The sequence below is a fragment of the Buchnera aphidicola (Cavariella theobaldi) genome, assembly GCF_964059165.1.
GTDB classification, from domain to species: Bacteria; Pseudomonadota; Gammaproteobacteria; order Enterobacterales; family Enterobacteriaceae; genus Buchnera; species Buchnera aphidicola_BO.
Window position 1 is genome coordinate 564,936 of the sequence record NZ_OZ060413.1, and the last position, 22,342, is coordinate 587,277.

The 22,342-nt window shown below is 24.9% G+C and carries 18 protein-coding genes, 4 tRNA genes and 1 pseudogene; 10 read left to right on the forward strand and 13 right to left on the reverse strand.

Annotated features, from left to right (window positions below; genetic code table 11):
* Nucleotides 1-1,050: 1,050 nt before the first annotated feature.
* A complete protein-coding gene (locus AB4W59_RS02620; RefSeq protein WP_367673089.1) occupies nt 1,051-1,434 on the reverse strand; it encodes a hypothetical protein in 384 nt (127 codons plus the stop codon).
* Between the two features lie 442 nt (nt 1,435-1,876).
* Here AB4W59_RS02620 and AB4W59_RS02625 point away from each other — a divergent pair.
* Nucleotides 1,877-2,467: pseudogene (locus tag AB4W59_RS02625) on the forward strand (class I SAM-dependent methyltransferase); the annotation flags it as partial.
* A gap of 835 nt (nt 2,468-3,302) precedes the next feature.
* Here AB4W59_RS02625 and AB4W59_RS02630 read toward each other — a convergent pair.
* Together AB4W59_RS02630 and dapF are read right to left on the reverse strand one after the other, a co-directional pair.
* On the reverse strand, nt 3,303-4,379 hold the full coding sequence (locus AB4W59_RS02630) for an MFS transporter (protein ID WP_367673090.1): 1,077 nt from the start codon (nt 4,377-4,379) through the stop codon (nt 3,303-3,305).
* 191 nt (nt 4,380-4,570) lie between these two features.
* Nucleotides 4,571-5,395: a diaminopimelate epimerase gene (dapF, locus tag AB4W59_RS02635; protein WP_367673356.1), complete on the reverse strand. Its 825-nt coding sequence runs from the start codon at nt 5,393-5,395 to the stop codon at nt 4,571-4,573.
* Nucleotides 5,396-5,583: 188 nt separating this feature from the next.
* Here dapF and cyaY point away from each other — a divergent pair, with 188 nt between their 5' ends.
* The 4 genes from cyaY (at nt 5,584) to AB4W59_RS02655 (ending at nt 7,739) form a co-directional block, all read left to right on the forward strand.
* Complete coding sequence (gene cyaY, locus AB4W59_RS02640) at nt 5,584-5,949, forward strand: iron donor protein CyaY (protein ID WP_367673091.1); 366 nt, start codon at nt 5,584-5,586, stop codon at nt 5,947-5,949.
* Between the two features lie 91 nt (nt 5,950-6,040).
* Nucleotides 6,041-6,985 (forward strand): hydroxymethylbilane synthase, encoded by a 945-nt coding sequence (gene hemC, locus AB4W59_RS02645; protein ID WP_367673092.1) that lies wholly within the window; start codon nt 6,041-6,043, stop codon nt 6,983-6,985.
* Nucleotides 6,982-7,293, forward strand: coding sequence for a uroporphyrinogen-III synthase (locus tag AB4W59_RS02650; protein ID WP_367673093.1), 312 nt, complete (start codon nt 6,982-6,984; stop codon nt 7,291-7,293). Before hemC ends, AB4W59_RS02650 begins: the two co-directional genes overlap by 4 nt.
* Before the next feature lie 38 nt (nt 7,294-7,331).
* Nucleotides 7,332-7,739 (forward strand): uroporphyrinogen-III synthase, encoded by a 408-nt coding sequence (locus tag AB4W59_RS02655; protein ID WP_367673357.1) that lies wholly within the window; start codon nt 7,332-7,334, stop codon nt 7,737-7,739.
* Between the two features lie 7 nt (nt 7,740-7,746).
* On the opposite strand, the gene AB4W59_RS02660 is transcribed toward AB4W59_RS02655, so the two are convergent.
* The 9 genes from AB4W59_RS02660 to AB4W59_RS02700 all read right to left on the reverse strand — a co-directional run bounded on the left by AB4W59_RS02660 (nt 7,747) and on the right by AB4W59_RS02700 (nt 15,612).
* A tRNA-Pro gene (locus AB4W59_RS02660) sits at nt 7,747-7,820 on the reverse strand.
* A gap of 12 nt (nt 7,821-7,832) precedes the next feature.
* Nucleotides 7,833-7,905: transfer RNA gene (locus AB4W59_RS02665), tRNA-His, on the reverse strand.
* Between the two features lie 43 nt (nt 7,906-7,948).
* Nucleotides 7,949-8,022 (reverse strand) — tRNA-Arg (locus tag AB4W59_RS02670).
* A gap of 67 nt (nt 8,023-8,089) precedes the next feature.
* Entirely contained in the window at nt 8,090-9,349 is a 1,260-nt protein-coding gene (rho, locus tag AB4W59_RS02675; RefSeq protein ID WP_367673094.1) for a transcription termination factor Rho, read from the reverse strand.
* Between the two features lie 110 nt (nt 9,350-9,459).
* On the reverse strand, nt 9,460-9,786 hold the full coding sequence (gene trxA, locus AB4W59_RS02680; RefSeq protein ID WP_367673095.1) for a thioredoxin TrxA: 327 nt from the start codon (nt 9,784-9,786) through the stop codon (nt 9,460-9,462).
* 129 nt (nt 9,787-9,915) lie between these two features.
* A complete protein-coding gene (locus AB4W59_RS02685) occupies nt 9,916-11,943 on the reverse strand; it encodes a UvrD-helicase domain-containing protein (RefSeq protein WP_367673096.1) in 2,028 nt (675 codons plus the stop codon).
* Between the two features lie 50 nt (nt 11,944-11,993).
* Nucleotides 11,994-13,466, reverse strand: a complete 1,473-nt coding sequence (gene ilvC / locus AB4W59_RS02690) for a ketol-acid reductoisomerase (RefSeq protein ID WP_367673097.1) — start codon at nt 13,464-13,466, stop codon at nt 11,994-11,996.
* Between the two features lie 47 nt (nt 13,467-13,513).
* Nucleotides 13,514-15,367, reverse strand: a complete 1,854-nt coding sequence (gene ilvD, locus AB4W59_RS02695; protein ID WP_367673098.1) for a dihydroxy-acid dehydratase — start codon at nt 15,365-15,367, stop codon at nt 13,514-13,516.
* Between the two features lie 172 nt (nt 15,368-15,539).
* Nucleotides 15,540-15,612, reverse strand: a tRNA-Trp gene (locus AB4W59_RS02700).
* 170 nt (nt 15,613-15,782) lie between these two features.
* Between AB4W59_RS02700 and AB4W59_RS02705 the strand changes: the two genes are divergently transcribed.
* The 5 genes from AB4W59_RS02705 to fdx all read left to right on the forward strand — a co-directional run bounded on the left by AB4W59_RS02705 (nt 15,783) and on the right by fdx (nt 20,172).
* Complete coding sequence (locus AB4W59_RS02705) at nt 15,783-16,997, forward strand: IscS subfamily cysteine desulfurase (RefSeq protein ID WP_367673099.1); 1,215 nt, start codon at nt 15,783-15,785, stop codon at nt 16,995-16,997.
* Between the two features lie 26 nt (nt 16,998-17,023).
* Nucleotides 17,024-17,404, forward strand: a complete 381-nt coding sequence (gene iscU, locus AB4W59_RS02710; protein WP_367673100.1) for a Fe-S cluster assembly scaffold IscU — start codon at nt 17,024-17,026, stop codon at nt 17,402-17,404.
* Between the two features lie 81 nt (nt 17,405-17,485).
* Entirely contained in the window at nt 17,486-17,980 is a 495-nt protein-coding gene (hscB, locus tag AB4W59_RS02715; protein ID WP_367673101.1) for a Fe-S protein assembly co-chaperone HscB, read from the forward strand.
* Nucleotides 17,981-18,017: 37 nt separating this feature from the next.
* On the forward strand, nt 18,018-19,832 hold the full coding sequence (gene hscA, locus AB4W59_RS02720; RefSeq protein WP_367673102.1) for a Fe-S protein assembly chaperone HscA: 1,815 nt from the start codon (nt 18,018-18,020) through the stop codon (nt 19,830-19,832).
* A gap of 13 nt (nt 19,833-19,845) precedes the next feature.
* Nucleotides 19,846-20,172, forward strand: coding sequence for an ISC system 2Fe-2S type ferredoxin (gene fdx, locus AB4W59_RS02725; RefSeq protein ID WP_367673103.1), 327 nt, complete (start codon nt 19,846-19,848; stop codon nt 20,170-20,172).
* Here fdx and der read toward each other — a convergent pair.
* Nucleotides 20,159-21,541, reverse strand: a complete 1,383-nt coding sequence (der, locus tag AB4W59_RS02730; RefSeq protein WP_367673104.1) for a ribosome biogenesis GTPase Der — start codon at nt 21,539-21,541, stop codon at nt 20,159-20,161. The two genes, fdx and der, sit on opposite strands and share 14 nt — an antisense overlap.
* Nucleotides 21,542-22,342 lie beyond the last annotated feature (801 nt).

The following is a 22,342-nucleotide window of genomic DNA, read 5'->3' on the forward strand; positions in this document are numbered from 1 at the left end:
TAATGTAATTCATAATAATAGCGAGAAAAAATCGGTCAAGTGTGAAAAATATACAAACTACCGGTTATTACCTTAGTTAAAAAAAAATATTTTTGTTATAATTATTTAATTCTTTAAAAAATATATTTTTTAGATATTATTTAAAATAATTAATTTAATATTATAAATAAAAATATTTTGTTAAAATAATTTTTTATTTTTTAACTAAAAAAATAATATTTTCATAAAAATATACGAGTTATTTTAAAATAAAAAATTAATTATTTATACCTATTTAATTGATACTTTTGTGATGTAATGATTTAATACAATTTAATCATCGATCTGCATCTACATATTTTCTAAACAGTTCTTGATAATATACTCAATCTAATTTATTACCATGTAATATTTCCAAATAAATATTCAGTGCAGAAATAAGTTGCTATAGAGTAAAAAAATTATATTATTCTATTCTCATATAATTTATTTTAGATATTGATCTCTAACTTAATTTTTTACTATGAAAATATAAAATATCCAATAAAAAACTTAACTATTAGATAAAAAATACTTCATATAACATAATGGACTAGTTTATAAATAAATAAATAGAGAAAAAATAATATTGGTATTAAGATTTATAAAACAGTTTTTAAAAAATATTTTTCGATCAAATATATAATGTTGTAATAAAAAAAATAATATAGAGTCTTTTTGATATTTTTGTACACAAAAAAATTTTTATTGAGAATGCAATATTTTATATTATTTTTAATAAAAAAACACTGAGTGACTTATTAGATATAAGTATATTTATTTTTCTATTATGAGTTTTGAACATATTTTTGAAATTATTATATATAAAAATATTATTAAGATAGAGATGATAATAGACAATATTTTTTCTATTTTTTAATACTATCTTACAATTTGTTACTGAATTATAAAAACTTTTATGATTTCATTATGACTAGATAAAGAATTTATTGGATATGATTTAAAAAATTTTAACTGAATTATCTGTAATACATTTAAATATAGATATACAAATATTTATCAAATGTATAATTATAAAAAAAATGTTTTTAAAAAAACAATAAATATAAATATATTATCAAAAATTTTTTCGACAATAAAATTTGAAATTCTATTGTCTTCATGAATATCTTTTTCTTTTTTATTCTGATTAATTTTATGGTGATCATTTAGTTCTTCTGAACTCATATCTTCTTGAATAGGATTAGGAGGATACTCTGGTGGTATTTCCTGAATAGGATTAGGAGGATACTCTGGTGGTATTTCCTGAATAGGATCGATTACATCATCGTCATTATCTAAAATTAATTTTTTAATAGAAAAAGTAGAATGCTCTGAATTATTTTTATCAATATTACTTCGTATACTATTTTTTTTTTCTTTGTCTAAAGATAAAAAGACAGTATAGCTTTTCATTTCTATTTTTTTTTCTTTGATTAATAAAATATCATTTTTTTTTTAACACTACTTCGATGATAATCTAAAATTTTGTTTTTGTTATTTTTATTTATCATCATAATAGATAAGATCATTTGGTCCTCTGGAATTTTTGAAATATCTCATTAATAAGATGTATGAAAATTATAAAAATATTTTTATATATTATTTAAGTTTTTAAATTTTTTCTTTCTAATAAATATTAGAAATATTGTCATATAAGACAGCAGGAAATATAAAGAAATTTTATTATATATTATATAATCAAAAAAACAATAAAAATAAAATATATTTATCTTGATATGATAAAAACTTATTTACTATAAATTATTTAAACGATAATATAACTAAATATTATTGTTAATAATGCGTAATTATTTTGTTTAATTTATATAATTATTAAAATTTTATTCAATAAATGATAAAAATTGACTTTCTTTCCGAAAAAAATAATTATCGATGCTTTCATGCTAATACTCATAATGAAATGCTCGCTAAAGCTGTAGGTATAAAAAAAAATTATTTTCCTTGTGTTTTAGACTTAACAGCAGGTTTGGGTCGTGATGCCTTTGTATTATCTTTCTTGGGTTGTTATGTAATTATGATAGAACGTCATCCAGTGATTGTAGAATTATTAAAAGATGGCTTAAAAAGAGCATATGCAGACAAAAAAATTGGATCATGGTTAAAAGAACGATTAAAACTAATATATCATGATAGCATTCATATGCTATCATTACCAATTCCTCAACCAGATGTTATTTATTTAGATCCAATGTATCCTAATAGAAAAAAAAAATCTTTATCTCAAAAAGATATGCAATTTCTCCAAGGATTAATAGGTCAAGATAATGATGCAAATAAACTATTAAATATTTCTAGACGATTTGCAAAAAAAAGAATAATTGTTAAAAGACCTTATTTTTCTGAACCATTAAACAAAGAAAAACCTGATTTTATAATTAAAAGTAAAAAACATAGATTTGATATATATCTTCCTTTTAAAAAATAAAATAAATATTTATTTTCATATTTCTACAAGAAGTATCATACAATTAATAATATATATAAAATTATACCAATAAAATATTTTATTTTTTAATAAAATCGTAATTAATAAAAATAATTTTTTTAAAAATATAATAAAAAAATTTTTCTATATTTAAGATATAATAATTATTTTAATATTATATAAAACAATATTCTTAAATATTTAATATATATATGATTATCGTATATGATAAAATTTTTCTTATTCTTTTATGGATATCAATTAATAATAAAATATTCTATATTTAAAACAACAATTTCTTATTCATAATTGTATTTTTTATAATCCTTTATAGAGATAGGAATTAAAAAAATAAATGCTATTTATTTAATAAAAAAAATCATAATACAATTATTTATATTAATAAATATATAAATATTATTTAATAAAAAAGATTTTCAAAAAATATATTTTTGAATACGTACTTAATTGAAAATACAAAAAAATAAAAAATTAAATTCTATAAAAACACAATATGTATAGATTTTATAATTATTATTCTCAAATTATATAAAAATATAAAATAATAATAATGTAAAAGTCTAATAATAATTAATAGATATCAATCATTATTGAAAGTAATATTATTTCATCTAAAATATATTTAAAATAATAAAAATATAGCATTAAAAAATATAATATTTTATCTATATTAAAATAATATAAGTTTAAAATTGATACTACGTATTCTGTATTATAAAAGCATTCATAATTTTATATAAAAATAAAACAATTTTAAAATAAGGTATACATCTTAATTAAGATATTAATTGCATATTAATATAAAATTTTTTTATTATTTTTCTTTATATTTTATACGACAAGATAAAAATATTCCTATTAACAACATGGTTATAATAAAAACAGAAATGCCGAACCATTGAGAGAAATGCCAAAATAAGCCACCAATAGTACCAAAAATACTAGAACCTAAATAATAAAAAAACAAATATAAAGATGTTGCTTGTACTTTAGCAATATGTGCGCAAGAGCTTATCCAACTACTGACGACAGAATGAGACGCAAAAAAACCACCAGAAAATATTATTAAACCTAGAATAATGATAAATAAATTATCTTTTTGTGTCATTAAAATACCAATCATCATAAGCAATAATGCAAATGTTAAAATATTATTATAATTATATTTTTGCATTAATATACCGGCTTTCGGTGAACTGTATACCCCTGTTAAATAAATCATCGATAATAAACCTATGCTAGAAGGGTATAAAAAAAAAGGCTGTAACATTAAGCGATAACTAATATAATTAAAAATTGTTACAAAACTTCCCATGATTATAAATCCTATTATAAATAATACAAATAATATAGGATTAGTCAGATGAAAATAAAAATTTTTTAAAAATACACGTAAATTAATTGAAATAGAATGAAAATTACGAGAAGAAGGTAGTAAATACAAAAAAAAACAAGAAGATATTAAAGACGACAATCCAATAATCATTAAAGCAGTATGCCAAGAAAATTTTTCTGATAAAATACTACTTAATAATCTTCCAGAACAACCACCAATAGTATTACCACTAATATATAAACCCATAGACAAAGATAAAGCACTAGGATCAATTTCTTCACTAATATATGCCATAGCGACTGCTACAACTCCACTTAAAGAAAGCCCAGTTAAAGCTCTTAATAAAACGATTTCAGACCAATTATTCATGCAAGAACATAATATAGTCAGTGCTGATGCAATAAAAAGAGAAGAAAACATAATCGATTTTCGGCCAAGGACATCAGATAATGGCCCGGTAAAAATCATTCCTATCGCCATCATTACTGTTGCTGCTGAAAGTGAAAAACTACTTTCAGCGGGTGTTAAATAGAATTGTTTTGAAAATATGGGCAAAATTGATTGTACACAATATAAAATAGAAAATGTTGAAAAACCTCCTAAAAAAAGAGCTAAAATTACTTTATAAAAATGTTTTGTATTTTTTTGAATATATTCTTTTTTTTTAAGTTTTATTCTTTTTTTTTTAGAGACATTATCAAAAACCTTTTTAAAATTTGATCATATTAATGTTAAAAATAATATATTTATATATATAAATAACCATCGTAAACATGTTCAGCAGGACCAATCATATATAAAGGCGATCCAATTCCGGCCCATTGAACTGTTAAAGCACCTCCTAATAAATCTACTTTTACTTTATTATTCAGTTTTTTTTGCACAATACCCATTGCAACGGCTGCACAGGCTGCACTTCCACAAGCTTTTGTTTCCCCGACATCACGTTCATATACTCTTAATTTAATATAATTTTTATTAATAATTTGCATAAAACTTACATTAATTCCATTAGGAAATATAATATTTTTTTGTAATTGAATACCAATTTTCTGAACAGGGGCATAATCAATACAGTTTATTTGAATAATACAATGTGGATTTCCCATCGATACAACACCACATCGTAAGCTAATATTGATGAAATCAAGAAAGAAATTATGATCTACTATATTTTTTAGATAAGAGATATTATTTGAACTGAATACAGGCTCATCCATGTTTACTTGAATTAAGTTGTTCGACATTAAAGTAATAATTAATTTTTTTGAGTGAGCACTAACAGAAATATTCTTTTTTTTAGTTAATTTTTTTTTTGTTACAAATAATCCAAAACAACGAGCACCATTTCCACATTGCTCTACTTCATTTCCATTGGCATTAAAAATTCGATAGTTAAAATCAAAAATAGTATTATAAGATTTTTCTACTAGTAACAACTGATCAAAACCAATACCTCTATGTCGATCAGATAATCTTTGAATATCAAAAGGGGATAAAAAAATATTTCTATGAATAGAATTAATAACAACAAAATCATTACCTAAACCATGCATTTTAGAGAAATTTATTTTTTTCTTGTGTTTATATTTTAGTAGCATTTATTTTACCAAAAATATTTTAATTATTTTTATAAGGAAAAATTAGAATTATGTCAAAATACAATAAATATTGTAATTATAAAGTGTCAAATACAAAAATATATTATCATTATATAATGAATTATATAAAATATAAATATTACTTTTAAGGTATAAAGATGAAAAAAAATAATATCAATATGATAAAAAATAATCAATTTTATAAACTAGTAGATGATTTATTTTTTAAGATAGAAGACAATTTAAACATATACAGTAAAACAATAGATATTGATTATGAAATACAAAATTATGTATTTACAATAAAATTTTTAAACAAAACAGTGATTATTATTAATAAACAAGAATCCTTGAAACAAATTTGGCTGGCTACATCAATTAGTGGTTATCACTTTAATTATAAAAATAACTTGTGGATTTGCAATCGTACTTGTAAAGATTTTTGGAAAATATTTCAAAAAGCATGCTCGATTCAATCGAATACAAATTTAGATTTTATAAAATATTCTTCTCTAAAAACATAAAAAATAATTGTATCAATAAAATTATTTATTAATAATTTTGTATAGATAAAAATATAATTTACATTACTCTAATACTAATATAAATTTTCATATGATAAATAAAATACTAAGAATTGCAACAAGAAAAAGTCCTTTAGCTTTACAACAAACTAAATATGTTCAAAAAAAATTGCTATCTTTATATCCTAACTTAAATATTAAATTAGTGCCAATCGTCACACATGGAGATAATATTTTAAATAAATCTTTATCAAAAATTGGAGGTAAAGGATTATTTATTAAAGAATTAGAAATAGCACTCTTAGAAAATAAAGCGGATATTGCTATACATTCTATGAAAGATTTACCGGTAACAATAACAAAAGAATTATGCTTAATTAGTATATGTGAGAGAGGTAATCCATTTGATACTTTAGTATCTAATAATTATAAATCCATCAATCATTTACCAAAAGGCGCCATTATTGGAACATCAAGTTTAAGAAGACAGTGTCAACTTATTACTTATAGACCGGATTTAATTATTGTTCCTCTAAGAGGAAATGTAGAAACTAGAATAGCTAAACTAGATCAAGGAAAATATGATGCTATTATTCTTGCTGCGGAGGGATTAAATAGATTAGGTTTAAAAAACCGAATTACTCAAATTATACCTGCTGAATTATCTTTACCTTCATGTGGTCAGGGAGCTATTGGTATTCAATCTAGATTACACGACAAAAAAATGTTATTTTTTTTATCTCGCCTTAATCATTTAAATACTGTTATAGAAATTAATGCAGAACGCGCTTTCTGTAAAAAATTACAAGCGGGATGTCAAATTCCAATCGGCAGTTACGCTATTCTTAGAAAAAATAAAATTTGGTTACGAGGATTAGTAGGATCACCAAATGGAAAAATTATATTACGAGGTGAAAGAATAGGTTTATACAATACAGGTGAAAAAATGGGACATTCGTTAGCTAATGAATTGCTCAGTAACGGTGCCAAAAAAATACTTCAACATCTTCACATTAATAACTCTTATTACATATGAAAATACTAATTACAAGACCTTCTCCTATGGGAGAAGAGTTAGTAGATGGTTTAAAGAATATAGGTATTTTTGCTTATCATTTTTCTTTATTGGATTTTATTTTTAGTGATGGATTAAAGGGATTAACAAAAAATATAAAATCATTATATAAATCAGATAAAATTATTATTTTTTCTCCTAAGGCTGTTCATTATACTAATTGGTATTTAAAACAAAATACTCTTAATTGGCCTTCTAACCCACAGTATTATGCAATTGGTCAAAGTACAGCTAGATTGTTACAACAATATATTAAAAAAAAATTTTAATACCTAAAAAAAAAGAGAATAGCGAATCTTTATTAGACATTTTATATAAAAATGATATAAAAAACAAAAAAATTATACTTCTACAAGGAGAAAATGGTAGACAATTAATACAAAAAGAACTAAGAAAAAAAAATATTGATGTCTCGGTTATTGAATGCTATAAAAGATTTTTTAAAAAATTAGATGGAATAAAAGAAGGTAAAAAATGGCGTAGTTATGAAATAAATAGTTTATTAGTAACTAGCTCTGAAATAATTTATAAATTAAATACTTTATTTTCTGATGATGATCGCCAGAAATGGTTGTTTAAATGCAAAATATTAGTAATTGGAGAAAGATTAGCTTATTTAGCTAGAAATATAGGATGGACTAATATAATGTCTTGTCAATATGCTAATAATAAGTATTTGTTAAATTTTATTGACAAAATAAGAAATTTTAAATAGACTTTTTTCGGCGAAAGAGGATTTGAACCTCTGACCTACTGGTCCCAAACCAGTTGCGCTACCAAACTGCGCTATTCGCCGAAATTATATCTGGGTGGCTAATGGGATTTGAACCCATGACCACTGGAATCACAATCCAGAGCTCTACCAACTGAGCTATAGCCACCAATAACAATATTTATATAACTTTTTTAGAAATAAATCACCAGTGCGCCCGACAGGATTTGAACCTGACACCTCTACCTTCGGAGGGTAGCGCTCTATCCAAATGAGCTACGAGCGCATAAGTATAAAATATATTTGATTTTAAAATTAATAACATGAATTGTCCAGCTTTTTTTTAAATATTTTTATGAACGTTTCATCATATCAAAAAATTCATCATTTGTTTTTGTCATAGACAGTTTGTTGAGTAAAAACTCCATGGCATCAATTTCACTCATAGGATGAATAATTTTTCTTAAAATCCACATTTTCTGTAATTCATCAGGCAATGTTAATAGTTCTTCTTTTCGAGTTCCTGAACGATTGTAATCAATAGCCGGAAAAACACGCTTTTCTGCAATTTTTCTAGATAAAGGCAATTCCATATTACCTGTTCCTTTAAATTCTTCATAAATCACTTCATCCATTTTAGATCCTGTATCGACCAGAGCGGTTGCAATAATAGTTAAACTACCTCCTTCTTCTACATTACGAGCTGCACCAAAAAAACGCTTTGGCCTGTGCAAAGCATTTGCATCAACACCTCCTGTTAATACTTTCCCTGATGCAGGCACTACAGTGTTGTAAGCTCGAGCCAATCGGGTGATAGAATCAAGTAAAATAATTACATCTTTTTTATGTTCGACTAATCTTTTAGCTTTTTCAATCACCATTTCCGCTACTTGCACATGTCTTGATGCCGGTTCATCAAAAGTAGAAGCAACTACTTCGCCTTTAACTAATCTTTGCATTTCTGTTACTTCTTCTGGTCTTTCATCAATGAGTAATACCATTAAAACACAGTCAGGATGATTATAAGCAATACTTTGTGCGATATTCTGAAGTAATATTGTTTTTCCAGCTTTAGGAGGTGCAACTATTAAACCTCTTTGACCTCGTCCAATAGGTGATGCTAAATCTAAAACTCTCGCTGTTAAGTCTTCAGTTGAACCATTACCCCTTTCCATTCGCAATCTAGAATTAGCATGTAATGGTGTTAGATTTTCAAATAAAATTTTACTTCTTGCATTTTCAGGTTTATCATAATTTACTGCATTCACTTTCAGTAAAGCAAAATATCGCTCACCTTCTTTAGGTGGTCTTATTTTACCTGCAATTGTATCACCTGTGCGCAAATTAAATCTGCGGATTTGACTAGGTGAAACATATATATCATCAGGACCAGCTAAATAAGAGCTGTCTGCAGAGCGTAAAAAACCAAATCCGTCTTGTAATATCTCTAAAACACCGTCTCCAAATATATCTTCTCCGCTTTTTGCGTGTTGTTTTAGGATGGCAAAAATAATATCTTGTTTACGCATGCGCGCTAAATTTTCCAACCCCATTTTTTCACCAAGAGTAATTAATTCAGAAACTGGCATATTTTTAAGTGCGGTAAGATTCATAATGGTGGGTTCTTAGTAAAATCGGGGTCAATCTTGAAATAAAAATTGTGACATAATAGATAATATTTTATGTCCACTGATATTAATATATAAAAAATTAATAAATTACTTTAATGAATATTTTTATCTAGAAAATCTTTTAGCTGTATTTTTGATACAGCACCTACTTTTGTAGCAATAACGGATTGATTTGAAAATAATAACAGTGTTGGAATGCTTCTGATGGAATATATGGGAGGAGTATTGGGATTATTTTCGATATTCAGCTTTCCAACTATTATTTTTTCATTATATTCTTGAGCAATTTCATCCAGTATTATAGAAATCATTTTACAAGGATTGCACCATTCCGCCCAAAAATCCACTAAAACAAAAGTGTTTGATTGTAATACTTTTTTTTCAAAATTGTGATCAGTTAATTCAATTATTTTGTTCATTTTATTGACTAGCTCATTAATTATAAATTAAGTGATATCTTAATGTATATATTGTAAAATATTAATAAAACAATAATATCATTTTTAAGAATTGATTTAAACTAAAATTAAAAAATTTTATTTTCATTTTTATTGATATTTTTTTTTAAAATTTTGTAAAATTTTTTTAAATGTTTTTATTTTATTTTTTTGAATATTTATTGTATTATATTTTTTGTTTAATGATAAATTTTCTTCAAAATATAAATCTTCTCTAGGTAATTCGAATAAAAAACGACTTGGTTCAGCATCTAGCCACTTGCCATATTCGTTACGTTTACGACATAAAGACAAAAATAATTTATTTTTTGCTCTAGTGATTCCTACATATGTTAAACGGCGCTCTTCTTCTATTTTATTATCGTTAATACTTCGATAATTTGGCAAAATACCATCTATCATACCAATAATAAAAACAAAAGAAAATTCTAATCCTTTTGATGCATGTAATGTCATTAATTTCACAGTATCATTAATATCACTTTCTTTATTTTCCTCAACAATATCCCGAAGAGTCATTTTAGCGATAATTTGAGATAATGTCATCGGTATTTCAATTTCACTTCCTTTTAACATACTTTTACACCATTTTAATAAAACATAAATATTATTCATACTAATTTTTATTTTTTCAGGTTCTTTTAAAGTTTTTGATAACCATGATTCGTATTCAATATCTTCTATAATTGTATTCAATATCTTTAAAGGATTCGAAGAAGATATTAAATATTTTTTTTCTATCCAGGAAGAAAAAGAATTTAATTTTTTTAGTGTGTTTGTATTAAATAAATGATGCTCTTTTAAATTTTTGATAACTGTGAATAAACTTATATTTTTTTCAAGAGCAATTTTTTTTATTTTTTGTAAAGTAATGACACCCATTTTCCGTGAAGGAATATTTAATATTCTTATAAATGCATAATCATCATTAGGATTAATAATAATACGTAAATAAGAAAGTATATCTTTTATTTCTGGACGGGAAAAAAATGATGTACTTATGGATATATTATAAGGAATATTTTTTTTAATAAATATTTTTTCAAAAATTTGTGCTTGATAATTTCCGCGATATAAAATAGCGCAATCTTTATAATGCATTTTTTTTTTGGATTTTTCATAAATAATTTTTTCTACTATTTTTTCTGCTTCTTGTTCTTCATTGTCACCAATTATGATAGTAATTTTTTTACCATAATCCAAATTAGAAAACAATTTTTTTTGAAAATAATTGACATTGTTTGAAATTAAACTATTAGCCACTTTAATGATTCTTTTAGAAGAGCGATAATTTTGTTCCATTTTAATTATTCTTAAATTAGGATAATCTTTTTGTAATGATAATATGTTCTCTAATTTAGCACCGCGCCAAGAATATATTGATTGATCATCATCTCCAACTAATGTAAAATTGGAATTTTCATTAGTTAAAATTTTTAATAAAGCATACTGACTATTATTTGTATCTTGATATTCATCTACTAAAAAATAAGAAATCTTTTTTTTCCAATCATTGCGTATTTTTTTATTATTTTTTAATAATAATACTGGAATACAAATTAAATCATCAAAATCGAGTGCATTTGATTGACGTAAATGCCAATTGTATTTCTTGTAAAGCAATGCACATTCTTGTTCTAATGTAGATTTTGCTGATATTTTTGCTGCTTCAGGTGTAAAAAAATTATTTTTCCAATATGAAATCATAAATAAAATTTTTTTTAAAAATTTCTTATTATATTCTATTTTTTTATCAATAATTGTTTTTAATAAAGATAATTGATCTTTTTCATCAAAAATACAAAAATTTATATCTAAATCAAATGATTTAATTTCTTTTCTAATAATTTCTAAACCTAATGAATGAAAAGTAGAAATAATCATATTTTTAATATGTATAGCATTCAAATATTTTGCAAGTCGTATTTTTATTTCATGAGCTGCTTTGTTAGTAAAAGTGACAGCAACAATATTCTCGGGTTGATATTGACAATTTTTTATCAAATGAATAATTTTATTAATAATTACTTTAGTTTTACCGGATCCAGCCCCTGCTAATATTAAACAGGGACCATTGGTACAATGAATTGCATTTTTTTGAATAGAGTTTAGTGACATAAATAATAGTATTCAATTAATAAAAATTGTTTTAAAAAAAATAAAAAAATTTATTGTGCAACGGTAATTTTTTTCATATCTTTCATATAACTTCTTAATTTTCGGCCAACAGTTTCAATAGGATGATTGCGAATAGACTCATTAATCTGATATAATTCAGAATTATCTATAGATTGTATTGGAACAGTAGAGCCTATATCATTATGAGGCAATGTTTTTACTATATTACTTAATATTGGATATGCAGTATTAGAGAATAAATGACTACCATATTCAGCAGTATCAGAAATAACCATATTCATTTCGTAAAGTTTTTTTCTAGCAATCGTATTAGCAATTAATGGTAGTTCATGTAATGATTCATAATAAGCAGATTCTTTCATAATACCTGCATTTTGCATAGTGTCAAAAGCTAATTCTATTCCTGCTTTTAATATTGCAACCATTAATGTGCCGTGATCATAATATTCTTGTTCTGGTATTTTCGATAAAGATACTGGAGAGTTTTCAAAGCTCGTATTTTTAATTTTTATGCGCCAATTTAACAATTTTTTATCTTCTTGATTCCAGTCACGCATCATTTCTAGAGAAAATTGTCCGGAAATAATATCATCCATATGTTTTTGGAATAAAGGCGAGAGTATTTTTTTAATTTTTTTAGATAGTATAAATGCTCTAATTTTAGCCGAATTAGATAATCTATCCATCATTAATGTAATACCACCATGTTTTAAAGATTCTGTAATAGCTTCCCATCCATATTGTACTAATTTTCCTGCATATGTAGCATCATATTTATCATGAATGAGCTTTTCGTAACAAACTAGGGAAGCAGTTTGAAGAAGACCACATAGAATAGTTTGTTCACCCATTAAATCAGATTTAACTTCAGCTACAAAAGACGATTCTAATACACCAGCCCGATGCCCACCAATGGAATATGCCCATGCTTTAGCAAGTTCTAATCCCATATTATGTGGATCATTTTCATTATGCACTGCAATTAAAGTGGGTACACCAAAACCTCTTTTATATTCTTCTCTTACTTCAGTACCTGGACATTTTGGAGCCACCATAATCACTGTAATATCTTCTCGAATTTTTTCGCCGCATTCTACAATATTAAATCCATGTGAATAACCTAAACAAGAGTTTTTTTTCATCAGTCTCTGTAATTCTTGAACAACTGTCGAATGTTTTTTATCAGGTGTTAAATTGATAATTAAATCAGCATGAGGTATTAAAGAATTATAGTCGTTAACTATAAAATTATTTTTTGTTGCGTTAATCCAGGATATATTTTTTTTAATAATACTTTCTTTTCTTAATGCAAAAGCAACGTTAAGTCCTGCATCTCGCATATTCAATCCTTGATTTAAACCTTGAGCTCCACAACCAACAATAACTATTTTTTTTTGTTTTAAAATATTATTTTTTTTTTGAAATTCTTTTCTTTTCATAAAACGACAGTGTTTAATTTGCTTTATTTTTTGACTAAATTTTAATTGATTAAAATAATTCACTGTATTTTCTCCAAAGAAGTTTAATAAAAAATATACAAGATAAAAAATTAAAAATTAGATAATTTATTTCTATCTCTTACAGCTCCCTTATCAGCACTAGTGGCAAAAAATGCATATGTTTTTAATGCAAAAGAAATGTGTCTTTGACGATTATTCGGAAGGTAAGATTTAGAACCTTTTAATTTTTCAGTAGCAATACGAAAATTTAATTCATTTTCTGTGATTTTTAAATTAATTGTTCTATTTGGAATGTTAATTTCAATAATATCATTATTTTTTACTAATGCAATAAGACCTTTATTTGCAGCTTCAGGGGAAATATGTCCTATTGATAGACCAGAAGTACCACCAGAAAATCTACCATCGGTAATTAATGCACATTTTTTATCTAGATTCATAGATTTTAAATATGTAGTCGGATATAACATTTCCTGCATACCTGGACCCCCTTTAGGACCTTCATAACGTATAACAACTACATCTCCTGGAATAATTTTATTATTTAAAATAGCATTTACTGCTTCTTCTTGACTATTATATACTTTTGCTGGTCCAGAAAAAATATAATGACTTTTTTCAATACTTGCCGTTTTTATTATACAGCCATTTTTTGCTAAATTACCATATAAAACAGCTAATCCACCAGTTTTAGTATAAGCATGCTCACAAGATCTAATACATCCATAACGTCTATCAGTATCAAGTTCTTTCCATCTACAACTTTGAGAATATGGCTCTATTGTACGTATTCCACCAGGTCCCGCTCGAAACATTTTAAGTGCATAAGTGTTTTTTGTGGTTAAAATATCATACTTTTTTAATGTATCTTGTAAAGATAATCTCAGAATGTTTTTTGTATATACATTTAATAAATTTGCTCTATTTAATTCACCTAAAATACCCATGACACCACCTGCTCGATGTACATCTTCAATATGATATAAAGACGTACTGGGTGCTACTTTACAAATATGAGGTATAATTTTCGACAAATTATCAACATCTGACATTGTAAAATCCACATCCGCTTCTTGCGCAGCAGCTAACAAATGTAAAATAGTATTAGTGGATCCACCCATGGCAATATCCAACATCATTGCATTTTTAAAGGATTCTTTTTTTGCAATATTGCAGGGTAAAACATCTTCATTATTATTATCATAATAATCTTTAGTAATATCTACTATGCATTTAGCAGCATTTAAAAATAGTTTTTTGCGATCAGTATGCGTGGCTAATAACGTACCATTACCTGGTAATGATAAACCCAGTGCTTCAGTTAAACAATTCATAGAATTGGCTGTAAACATTCCAGAACAGGATCCACATGTAGGACATGCTAATTGCTCAATTTTATTAATAAATTTTTCAGATTGTGAGGGGTTACCACTTTGAATCATTGCATCTACTAAATCAATTTTTATTATTTTGTTATTTTTTTTTATTTTCCCAGCTTCCATGGGTCCGCCAGAAACAAAAACAGAAGGAATATTCAAACGTAATGATGCCATCAGCATGCCAGGTGTAATTTTATCACAATTAGAAATACAAATCATTGCATCAGCGCAATGTGCATTGATGACATATTCTATAGAATCGGAAATCAATTCCCGAGATGGTAATGAATATAGCATACCTGCATGTCCCATGGCTATACCATCATCTATAGCAATAGTATTGAATTCTTTAGCAACACCTCCAGCATTATTAATGGCTTGAGAAACTACTTTCCCTACAGATTGTAAATGCACATGTCCAGGTACAAATTGAGAAAAAGAATTGACAACTGCAATAATAGGTTTTTTAAAATCTTCATCTATCATGCCGGTAGCTCGCCATAAAGATCGAGCTCCTGCCATATTTCTACCATGTGTTGTCGTAAAAGAACGATATTGTGGCATTTTGATGATTCCTACGATAATTATTTAATAATACATTACTTGAGAATGGAAAATGATATTTTTGGTATATTTTTTGAGATAACGATAAATATTTCGGATAATACTTTTATATAATAAAAAAAGTATTTGTTTGATAAGTAAATAGCGAGATAATGAGATTTTAAATGTATTTCAGGGATGGTAGGATTTGAACCTACAACTTTCGGTTTTGGAGACCGATGCTCTACCAATTGAACTACACCCCTTCAATTTATACTAAAAATAAGAGATTTTATTATATTGTGAATATAAAAAAAAGTCTAGTATATATTATATACTAATTTTATATTATAAAATTGATATAATATCAATATATTTTAGAAAGTTAATATATTTCTCTATTTAAATTTTTTATGATGTATAAGGTAAATATTTTATGAAAATTCCGATTTATTTAGATTATGCTGCAACAACACCGGTAGAAGAAAAAGTTGCAAAAAAGATGATGCATTACTTAACACTAGATGGAACATTTGGTAACTCTGTCTCTCGCTCTCATAAATTTGGTTGGGATGCGGAAGAAGCAGTAGATGTTGCTCGAAACCAAATAGCAGAATTGATTAAAGCGGATTCACGTGAAATTATCTTTACTTCAGGAGCCACTGAATCGAATAATTTAGCACTTAAAGGTATTGCTTACTTTCATAAAAAAAAAGGCAATCATATTATAACGAGTCAAACTGAGCATAAATCTATTTTAGATACATGTAGATATTTAGAAAATGAAGGTTTTTTTATTACTTATTTGAAACCCAAAAATAATGGAATTATTGATCCAAATGATATAAAAAAAAATATAAAAAAAAATACAATACTTGTTTCTATTATGCATGTCAATAATGAAACGGGCATCATACAGGATATTAATAATATATCAAAAATATGCAGAAAAAATAATGTTTTTTGTCATATTGATGCCACACAAAGTGTCGGAAAAATAAAATTTGATTTAAATAATTCATGTATAGATTTGATGTCTTTTTCTGCCCATAAAATTTATGGACCTAAGGGAATTGGCTGTTTGTATGCTTGTCGTAAACCAAGAGTTCGTTTGTCACCTTTATTACATGGTGGAGGTCATGAACGTGGTATGAGATCAGGAACTTTAGCTGTTCATCAAATTATTGGTATGGGCGAAGCATGTTATTTAGCACAAAAAAAAATTGACGATGATTTTATTCATTTAACTAAGTTAAGAAATATTCTTTGGAATGGTATTAAAGATATTGAGGAAGTTTATTTGAACAGTGATTTAAAACAAGGTGCACCTCATATTTTGAATGTAAGCTTTAACTATGTTGAAGGCGAATCACTAATTATGGCATTGAAAGATTTAGCTATTTCTTCTGGCTCTGCTTGTACCTCTTCAAGTTTAGAACCTTCTTATGTATTAAAAGCATTAGGAATAAAGGATGAACTAGCACACAGTTCGATTCGTTTTTCCATTGGTCGCTTTACTACAAAAAAAGACATTGAATATGCTATTGAATTAGTTCATAAATCTATTGATAAATTACGTCAACTTTCTCCTTTATGGGAAATGTTTAAATCAGGAGTTGATTTAAATAGTATAGAATGGGATCATAATTAATATTCATAAAAATTTAAGGTTTTTATATGGCTTATAGTAAAAAAGTAATGGATCATTATGAAAATCCGCGTAATGTTGGATCTTTTTCTAGTTCAGATATAAATGTTGGAAGTGGATTAGTAGGGGCACCAGCTTGCGGTGATGTAATGAAATTACAAATAAAAGTTAATGCAGAGGGTATTATTGAAGATGCATGTTTTAAAACATACGGATGTGGCTCTGCAATAGCATCTAGTTCATTAGTTACTGAATGGGTCAAAGGAAAATCTATTCAAGAAGCTGAATCTATTAAAAATACAGCAATAGTAGAAGAATTAGAATTACCACCAGTCAAAATTCACTGTTCTATATTGGCAGAAGATGCCATTAAAGCAGCTATTTTTGACTATAAAAATAAAAAAATATAAATTTCTAATTAAATGTTGAAAGTATTGTCTCTTTCAACATTTAATAATTTGTATATATATTTTAAATATCTTAGGATTTTTATGGATTATTTTCAATTATTTAATTTACCAAAAAAAATAGAAATTAATAAAAAGTTACTCTCGAAAAATTTTTATAAACTTCAATTAATTTATCATCCTGATTTGTTTATTCATGCTTCTTGTTCAGAAAAAAAAAATATTTTAAAAAAATCTATAAATATTAATAAAGGTTATAAAATTCTACGGCATTTTTCGACCAGAGCTATATATTTATTGTCTTTAAATGGTATTAATATAAATCAAAAAAAAATATCTTTTAATAATCATATATTTTTATCAAAATATTTTTCTTTATATGAAGAATTAGATTATGTAAAAAATCATGATCATAATAAAGAAGCATACAATTCTTTTAATAAAAAAGTACAAAACCAAATACAAAAATATAAAGATAATATTATAATACAATTAAATAATAAAAATTGGATTGCTAGTGAAAAAATTATATTAAAATTATTGTTTGTTTTAAAAATAGAAAAAAGTTTAAAAAAATAAGATTTTTATTAAGACAAGTAAATGAGGATCTTTTTAAATGATTGTTATAAAAAATAAAGAAGATACAAAATTAACTATAGGAATTGATTTAGGTACTACGTATTCTTTGGTAGCTACAATAAATCAAAGATGCTCTGCTTTATTATTAGATCATAATAAAAATTTTTTATTACCATCAATAGTACATTATCAAAAAAACAATGTACTAGTCGGTTTTGAAGCGAAAAAAAAAATAATTGAAGATCCTATCAATACTATTAGTTCTGTTAAAAGATTAATGGGTCGCTCTATAGACTTTGTTCAAAAAAATTTTCCAGTATTACCTTATATTATCAAAGAAAATTATAATGGTGGTATTGAATTTCATACTAATTTTGGAATTGTAACACCTATCGATGTATCTAGTGAAATATTAAAATATTTAAAAAAAAAAATATATTCTTTATTTCATCAAAACATTTATGCTTCTATTATTACTGTTCCAGCTTATTTTAATAATCTTCAAAAAATAGCTACAAAAAAAGCAGCTTCTATAGCAAATATTAACCTCATAAGATTGTTACATGAACCAACGGCTGCAGCTATTGCATATGGTTTAGAAAATAAAAAAAAAGGTATTGTTGCAGTTTACGATTTAGGAGGTGGTACATTTGATATTTCAATATTGTCATTAAAAAAAGGTATATTTGAAGTATTAGCAACTGGTGGAGATTCCAATTTAGGTGGCGATGATTTTGATTTGGCTTTAGCTCAATATATTTATAAAAAATCTAAAATACAAAAAAAATGTGATATTTTTCTCCAATCTAGATTGTTACACATTGCACGAAAAACTAAAATAGATTTAAGCACAAAAAAAATAGCATCAGTACATTTTTGTAGCTGGAATGGTTATATTACTCGCGATGAATTTAATGGTATTATTGAATGTTTTATCGAAAAAACATTACTTATTTGTTTGAATATATTAAAGGATATTAATTTAAAGCTAGATCGTGTTGAAGAAATTATTATGGTGGGTGGATCTACACGTATTCCTCTAGTATATCAGAAAGTTTTAAAATTTTTTCAAAAAAATCCGTTAATTTTTATTAATCCTGATCAAGTAGTAGCTATAGGCGCTGCAACACAGATAGATATGTTGATGAAAAAAACTTCTGACAATAAAACAATATTATTAGATGTAACTCCTATTTCTTTGGGAATTGAAGTCATGGGCGGTTTTGTCGAACATATTATATCTCGTAATACAACTATACCAATTTCGAAAACAAAAGAATTCACAACATATCAAGATAATCAAACTAGTATCTTAATTCATGTATTACAAGGGGAAAGAGAGTGTGTAAAAGATTGTTTATCTTTATCTCGTTTTGTTTTAAAAGGTATACCACCTAAAAAAGCGGGTACAATTAGAATTCTAGTTACCTTTGAAATAGATGCAGAGGGTTTAATAAGCATTCAGGCTGTAGAACAAACTAGTGGTTTAGAAAAAAAAATCTATATTGATCAAAATATTAAACTTTTTAAAACAAATATTGATGATACTTTTGATAAATCCGTAGATTATAAAAAAAAAGATTATTTTTTTAGAATCACCGAAGAAAAAAAAATGGAATGTAATGGTGTATTAAATATTTTGGAAAAAGCATTACAAGAAGATAAACATCTTATTAATAAAAAAGATTTTAAAAAAATAGAATATGAAAAAAATAAATTACAAAAGTATATTAATCAAAATGATTTTCATGCTATGAAAAATCAACTTAATAAATTAGATGAAGCTAGCAAAAAACTTTTCTTATTACGTGTTAAGAAAAGTCTTCAATCTGTTTCAATAAAAAATTTTTAGAAGAGAGCATACAATGCCGATAGTTACATTTTTACCACATAGAATTATATTGCCTAAAGGTGGTCAATTTTTTGCATGTCCAGGTGAAACTATTTTAGATGTTGGATTACGTAATCATATTCAATTAGAACATGCTTGTGAAAAATCATGTGCATGCAGCACATGTCATTGTATTGTGAGAAAAGGATTTTCATCATTATCTGGTTGGTCTGAACAGGAAGATGATATTTTAGATAAAGCTTGGGGTTTAGAATCTCATAGTCGTTTAAGTTGCCAAGCTATTATTGGTTTGGTAGATATTGAAGTAGAAATACCTTTATACAATATTAATCATTGGTAATATGTTTTTTATTTTTAATATAAGGATTTACATTCTCTTTAAAATGTATTCTGATTGGTGTTCCTTTAATATTCAAAATAGAGTAAAAGAAATTAATTAAATACCGTTTATAGGAAGCAGATAATAATCTTACCTGATTGCCATGTATAATGATATAAGGTGGGTTACAGCTTCCTAAATGCGCATATTTCATCTTTATACGACGTTTTTTTATCATAGGTGGTTGATGTTTTTTAATCGCTTTATACATTGTTTCTGTTAGTATAGAAGTGCTAAATTTTTTTTTAGCATTGCGATAAGCTTCTTGCACTGATTGAAATAATGTGAATATTTTTGTTTTATATAAAGCTGATACAAAATGAATTCTAACAAAAAAAAGAAATTTTAATTTTTTCTTAATAAGTTCTTTAAATGTTTTTTGTTCTATAACATTTAATAAATCCCATTTATTAATAATTATCACAATGGGCTTTCCTGCATTTATAATAAAATTAGCTAAAAATAGATCTTGACTAGAAATTTGAATGTTAGCATCAATAATTAATAATACAACATGGGTTTTTTCAATAGTTTGTAAAGTTTTAATAATAGAAAATTGTTGAATTGTATTATTATTTTTTTTATTTTTTGATACACCTGCGGTATCAACAAAAATATAATCTTCATTATGATATCGCATAGGAATAGAAATGCTATCTAATGTAGTGCCTGGTTGATCATAAGTAATCATTCTATCATTTTTTAAAAGAGAATTGATTAAAGTAGATTTACCGACATTTGGACGCCCGATAAAAGACATCTTTATTATATTATTTTTTGTATTTTTTGCAAGGTTCAAATCATTTAATTGATCTTGATTTTTAGTTATATATACGTTTGTTAATGGAATTAAGTATTTATTTATCAGTTTCTGAATTCCTTGCTGGTGGGTTGCAGAAATAATATGATTATTTTTAAAACCCAAAGAATAAAATTCATTAATAATAGATAAATCTTTTATTCCATCTATTTTATTAATAAGTAATATAGTTTTTTTGTTAAAAAATCTTATTTTTTTTGCAATAGTATATTCTTGCGGCATAATTCCTTCACGTGCATTTACTACAAACAATATTATATTTGCTTCTTTAATAGCATTTAATGTTTTTTCATATATCTGATTAGTAATTTTATCTAATTCTATATCCAATCCAGCAGTGTCAATTAAAATTATTTTTTTTTTGTCTTCTAAATTACATACTCCATATTGCCGATCTCTTGTTAATCCTGGATAATTTGCTACTAAAGCATTGCGGCTTTTTGTTAACACATTAAATATACTTGATTTTCCTACATTAGTTCGACCTATCAAAATAATAACCGGTAACATTTAAATCTTCTCCTTAAAAAATTTTTTTTAAAAAATTATTATTTTTTTATTTTTTTTCTTTTAATTATTTTGTTAGATGCATAAGAATTTTATTTTTTTTAATTTTTTTTCATGACTGTATTTTTCTTTATTTGAATGTATTTTTTAAAAAAAGTATTGCTTTTAGTATTATTGATTTTTGATTTTTTTTAATGTTTTTTTCTTTTTTTATAACTTATTTTTGTTTTTGATTTTTTATATTATTAGCAATAAAAAAATTTTTTTTTAAGATTTTTTTGTTCTATAGATTTATTTAATTCTGTTAGAAATTACTCATATCGATGATATTAAATATATTTTTAGATAAAGATATAGGAATCAAGATTCTTTAAATATTTTTATTTTTTTCAGTAATATCAATGATATTTATTATTTTTTATAGTTTTTTATATTTTTTTTATCGTATAAAATTTAAAAATTTTTTATTATTTTTTTTTTTTTTAAAGTCTAGTATAAAATTATTTTTATATGATATAAAAAATGAAAATATTCTTAAATATATATTTTTATTGCGCATTTTTTTTTGTAATAACCTAAATTTTTTTTATGTATATATATATATATTTTTTCTTTTTTTTTTCTGATAATTTTTTTTTTTAAGATGCATATAAAAATTTTTTTATTGATATATTTTAAAAAAAATATGGTATTTTTATTTTTTTTTTTATAAAAAATGTTTTTTTTTTATATTTTATGTTTTTTATTGTAATTTATATAAAAATAATAACATATAAAAAAACTTATCCATATATAATTCACAAA

What these genes read in the sequence shown, in the direction of transcription:
- hscB (WP_367673101.1), top strand. Translation starts at nt 17,486, where the DNA reads ATGGATTATTTTCAATTATTTAATTTACCAAAAAAAATAGAAATTAAT.
- AB4W59_RS02620 (WP_367673089.1), bottom strand. Translation starts at nt 1,434, where the DNA reads ATGAAAAGCTATACTGTCTTTTTATCTTTAGACAAAGAAAAAAAAAAT.
- ilvD (WP_367673098.1), bottom strand. Translation starts at nt 15,367, where the DNA reads ATGCCACAATATCGTTCTTTTACGACAACACATGGTAGAAATATGGCA.
- fdx (WP_367673103.1), top strand. Translation starts at nt 19,846, where the DNA reads ATGCCGATAGTTACATTTTTACCACATAGAATTATATTGCCTAAAGGT.
- AB4W59_RS02705 (WP_367673099.1), top strand. Translation starts at nt 15,783, where the DNA reads ATGAAAATTCCGATTTATTTAGATTATGCTGCAACAACACCGGTAGAA.
- iscU (WP_367673100.1), top strand. Translation starts at nt 17,024, where the DNA reads ATGGCTTATAGTAAAAAAGTAATGGATCATTATGAAAATCCGCGTAAT.
- rho (WP_367673094.1), bottom strand. Translation starts at nt 9,349, where the DNA reads ATGAATCTTACCGCACTTAAAAATATGCCAGTTTCTGAATTAATTACT.
- der (WP_367673104.1), bottom strand. Translation starts at nt 21,541, where the DNA reads ATGTTACCGGTTATTATTTTGATAGGTCGAACTAATGTAGGAAAATCA.
- AB4W59_RS02650 (WP_367673093.1), top strand. Translation starts at nt 6,982, where the DNA reads ATGAAAATACTAATTACAAGACCTTCTCCTATGGGAGAAGAGTTAGTA.
- hemC (WP_367673092.1), top strand. Translation starts at nt 6,041, where the DNA reads ATGATAAATAAAATACTAAGAATTGCAACAAGAAAAAGTCCTTTAGCT.
- cyaY (WP_367673091.1), top strand. Translation starts at nt 5,584, where the DNA reads ATGAAAAAAAATAATATCAATATGATAAAAAATAATCAATTTTATAAA.
- AB4W59_RS02685 (WP_367673096.1), bottom strand. Translation starts at nt 11,943, where the DNA reads ATGTCACTAAACTCTATTCAAAAAAATGCAATTCATTGTACCAATGGT.
- trxA (WP_367673095.1), bottom strand. Translation starts at nt 9,786, where the DNA reads ATGAACAAAATAATTGAATTAACTGATCACAATTTTGAAAAAAAAGTA.
- hscA (WP_367673102.1), top strand. Translation starts at nt 18,018, where the DNA reads ATGATTGTTATAAAAAATAAAGAAGATACAAAATTAACTATAGGAATT.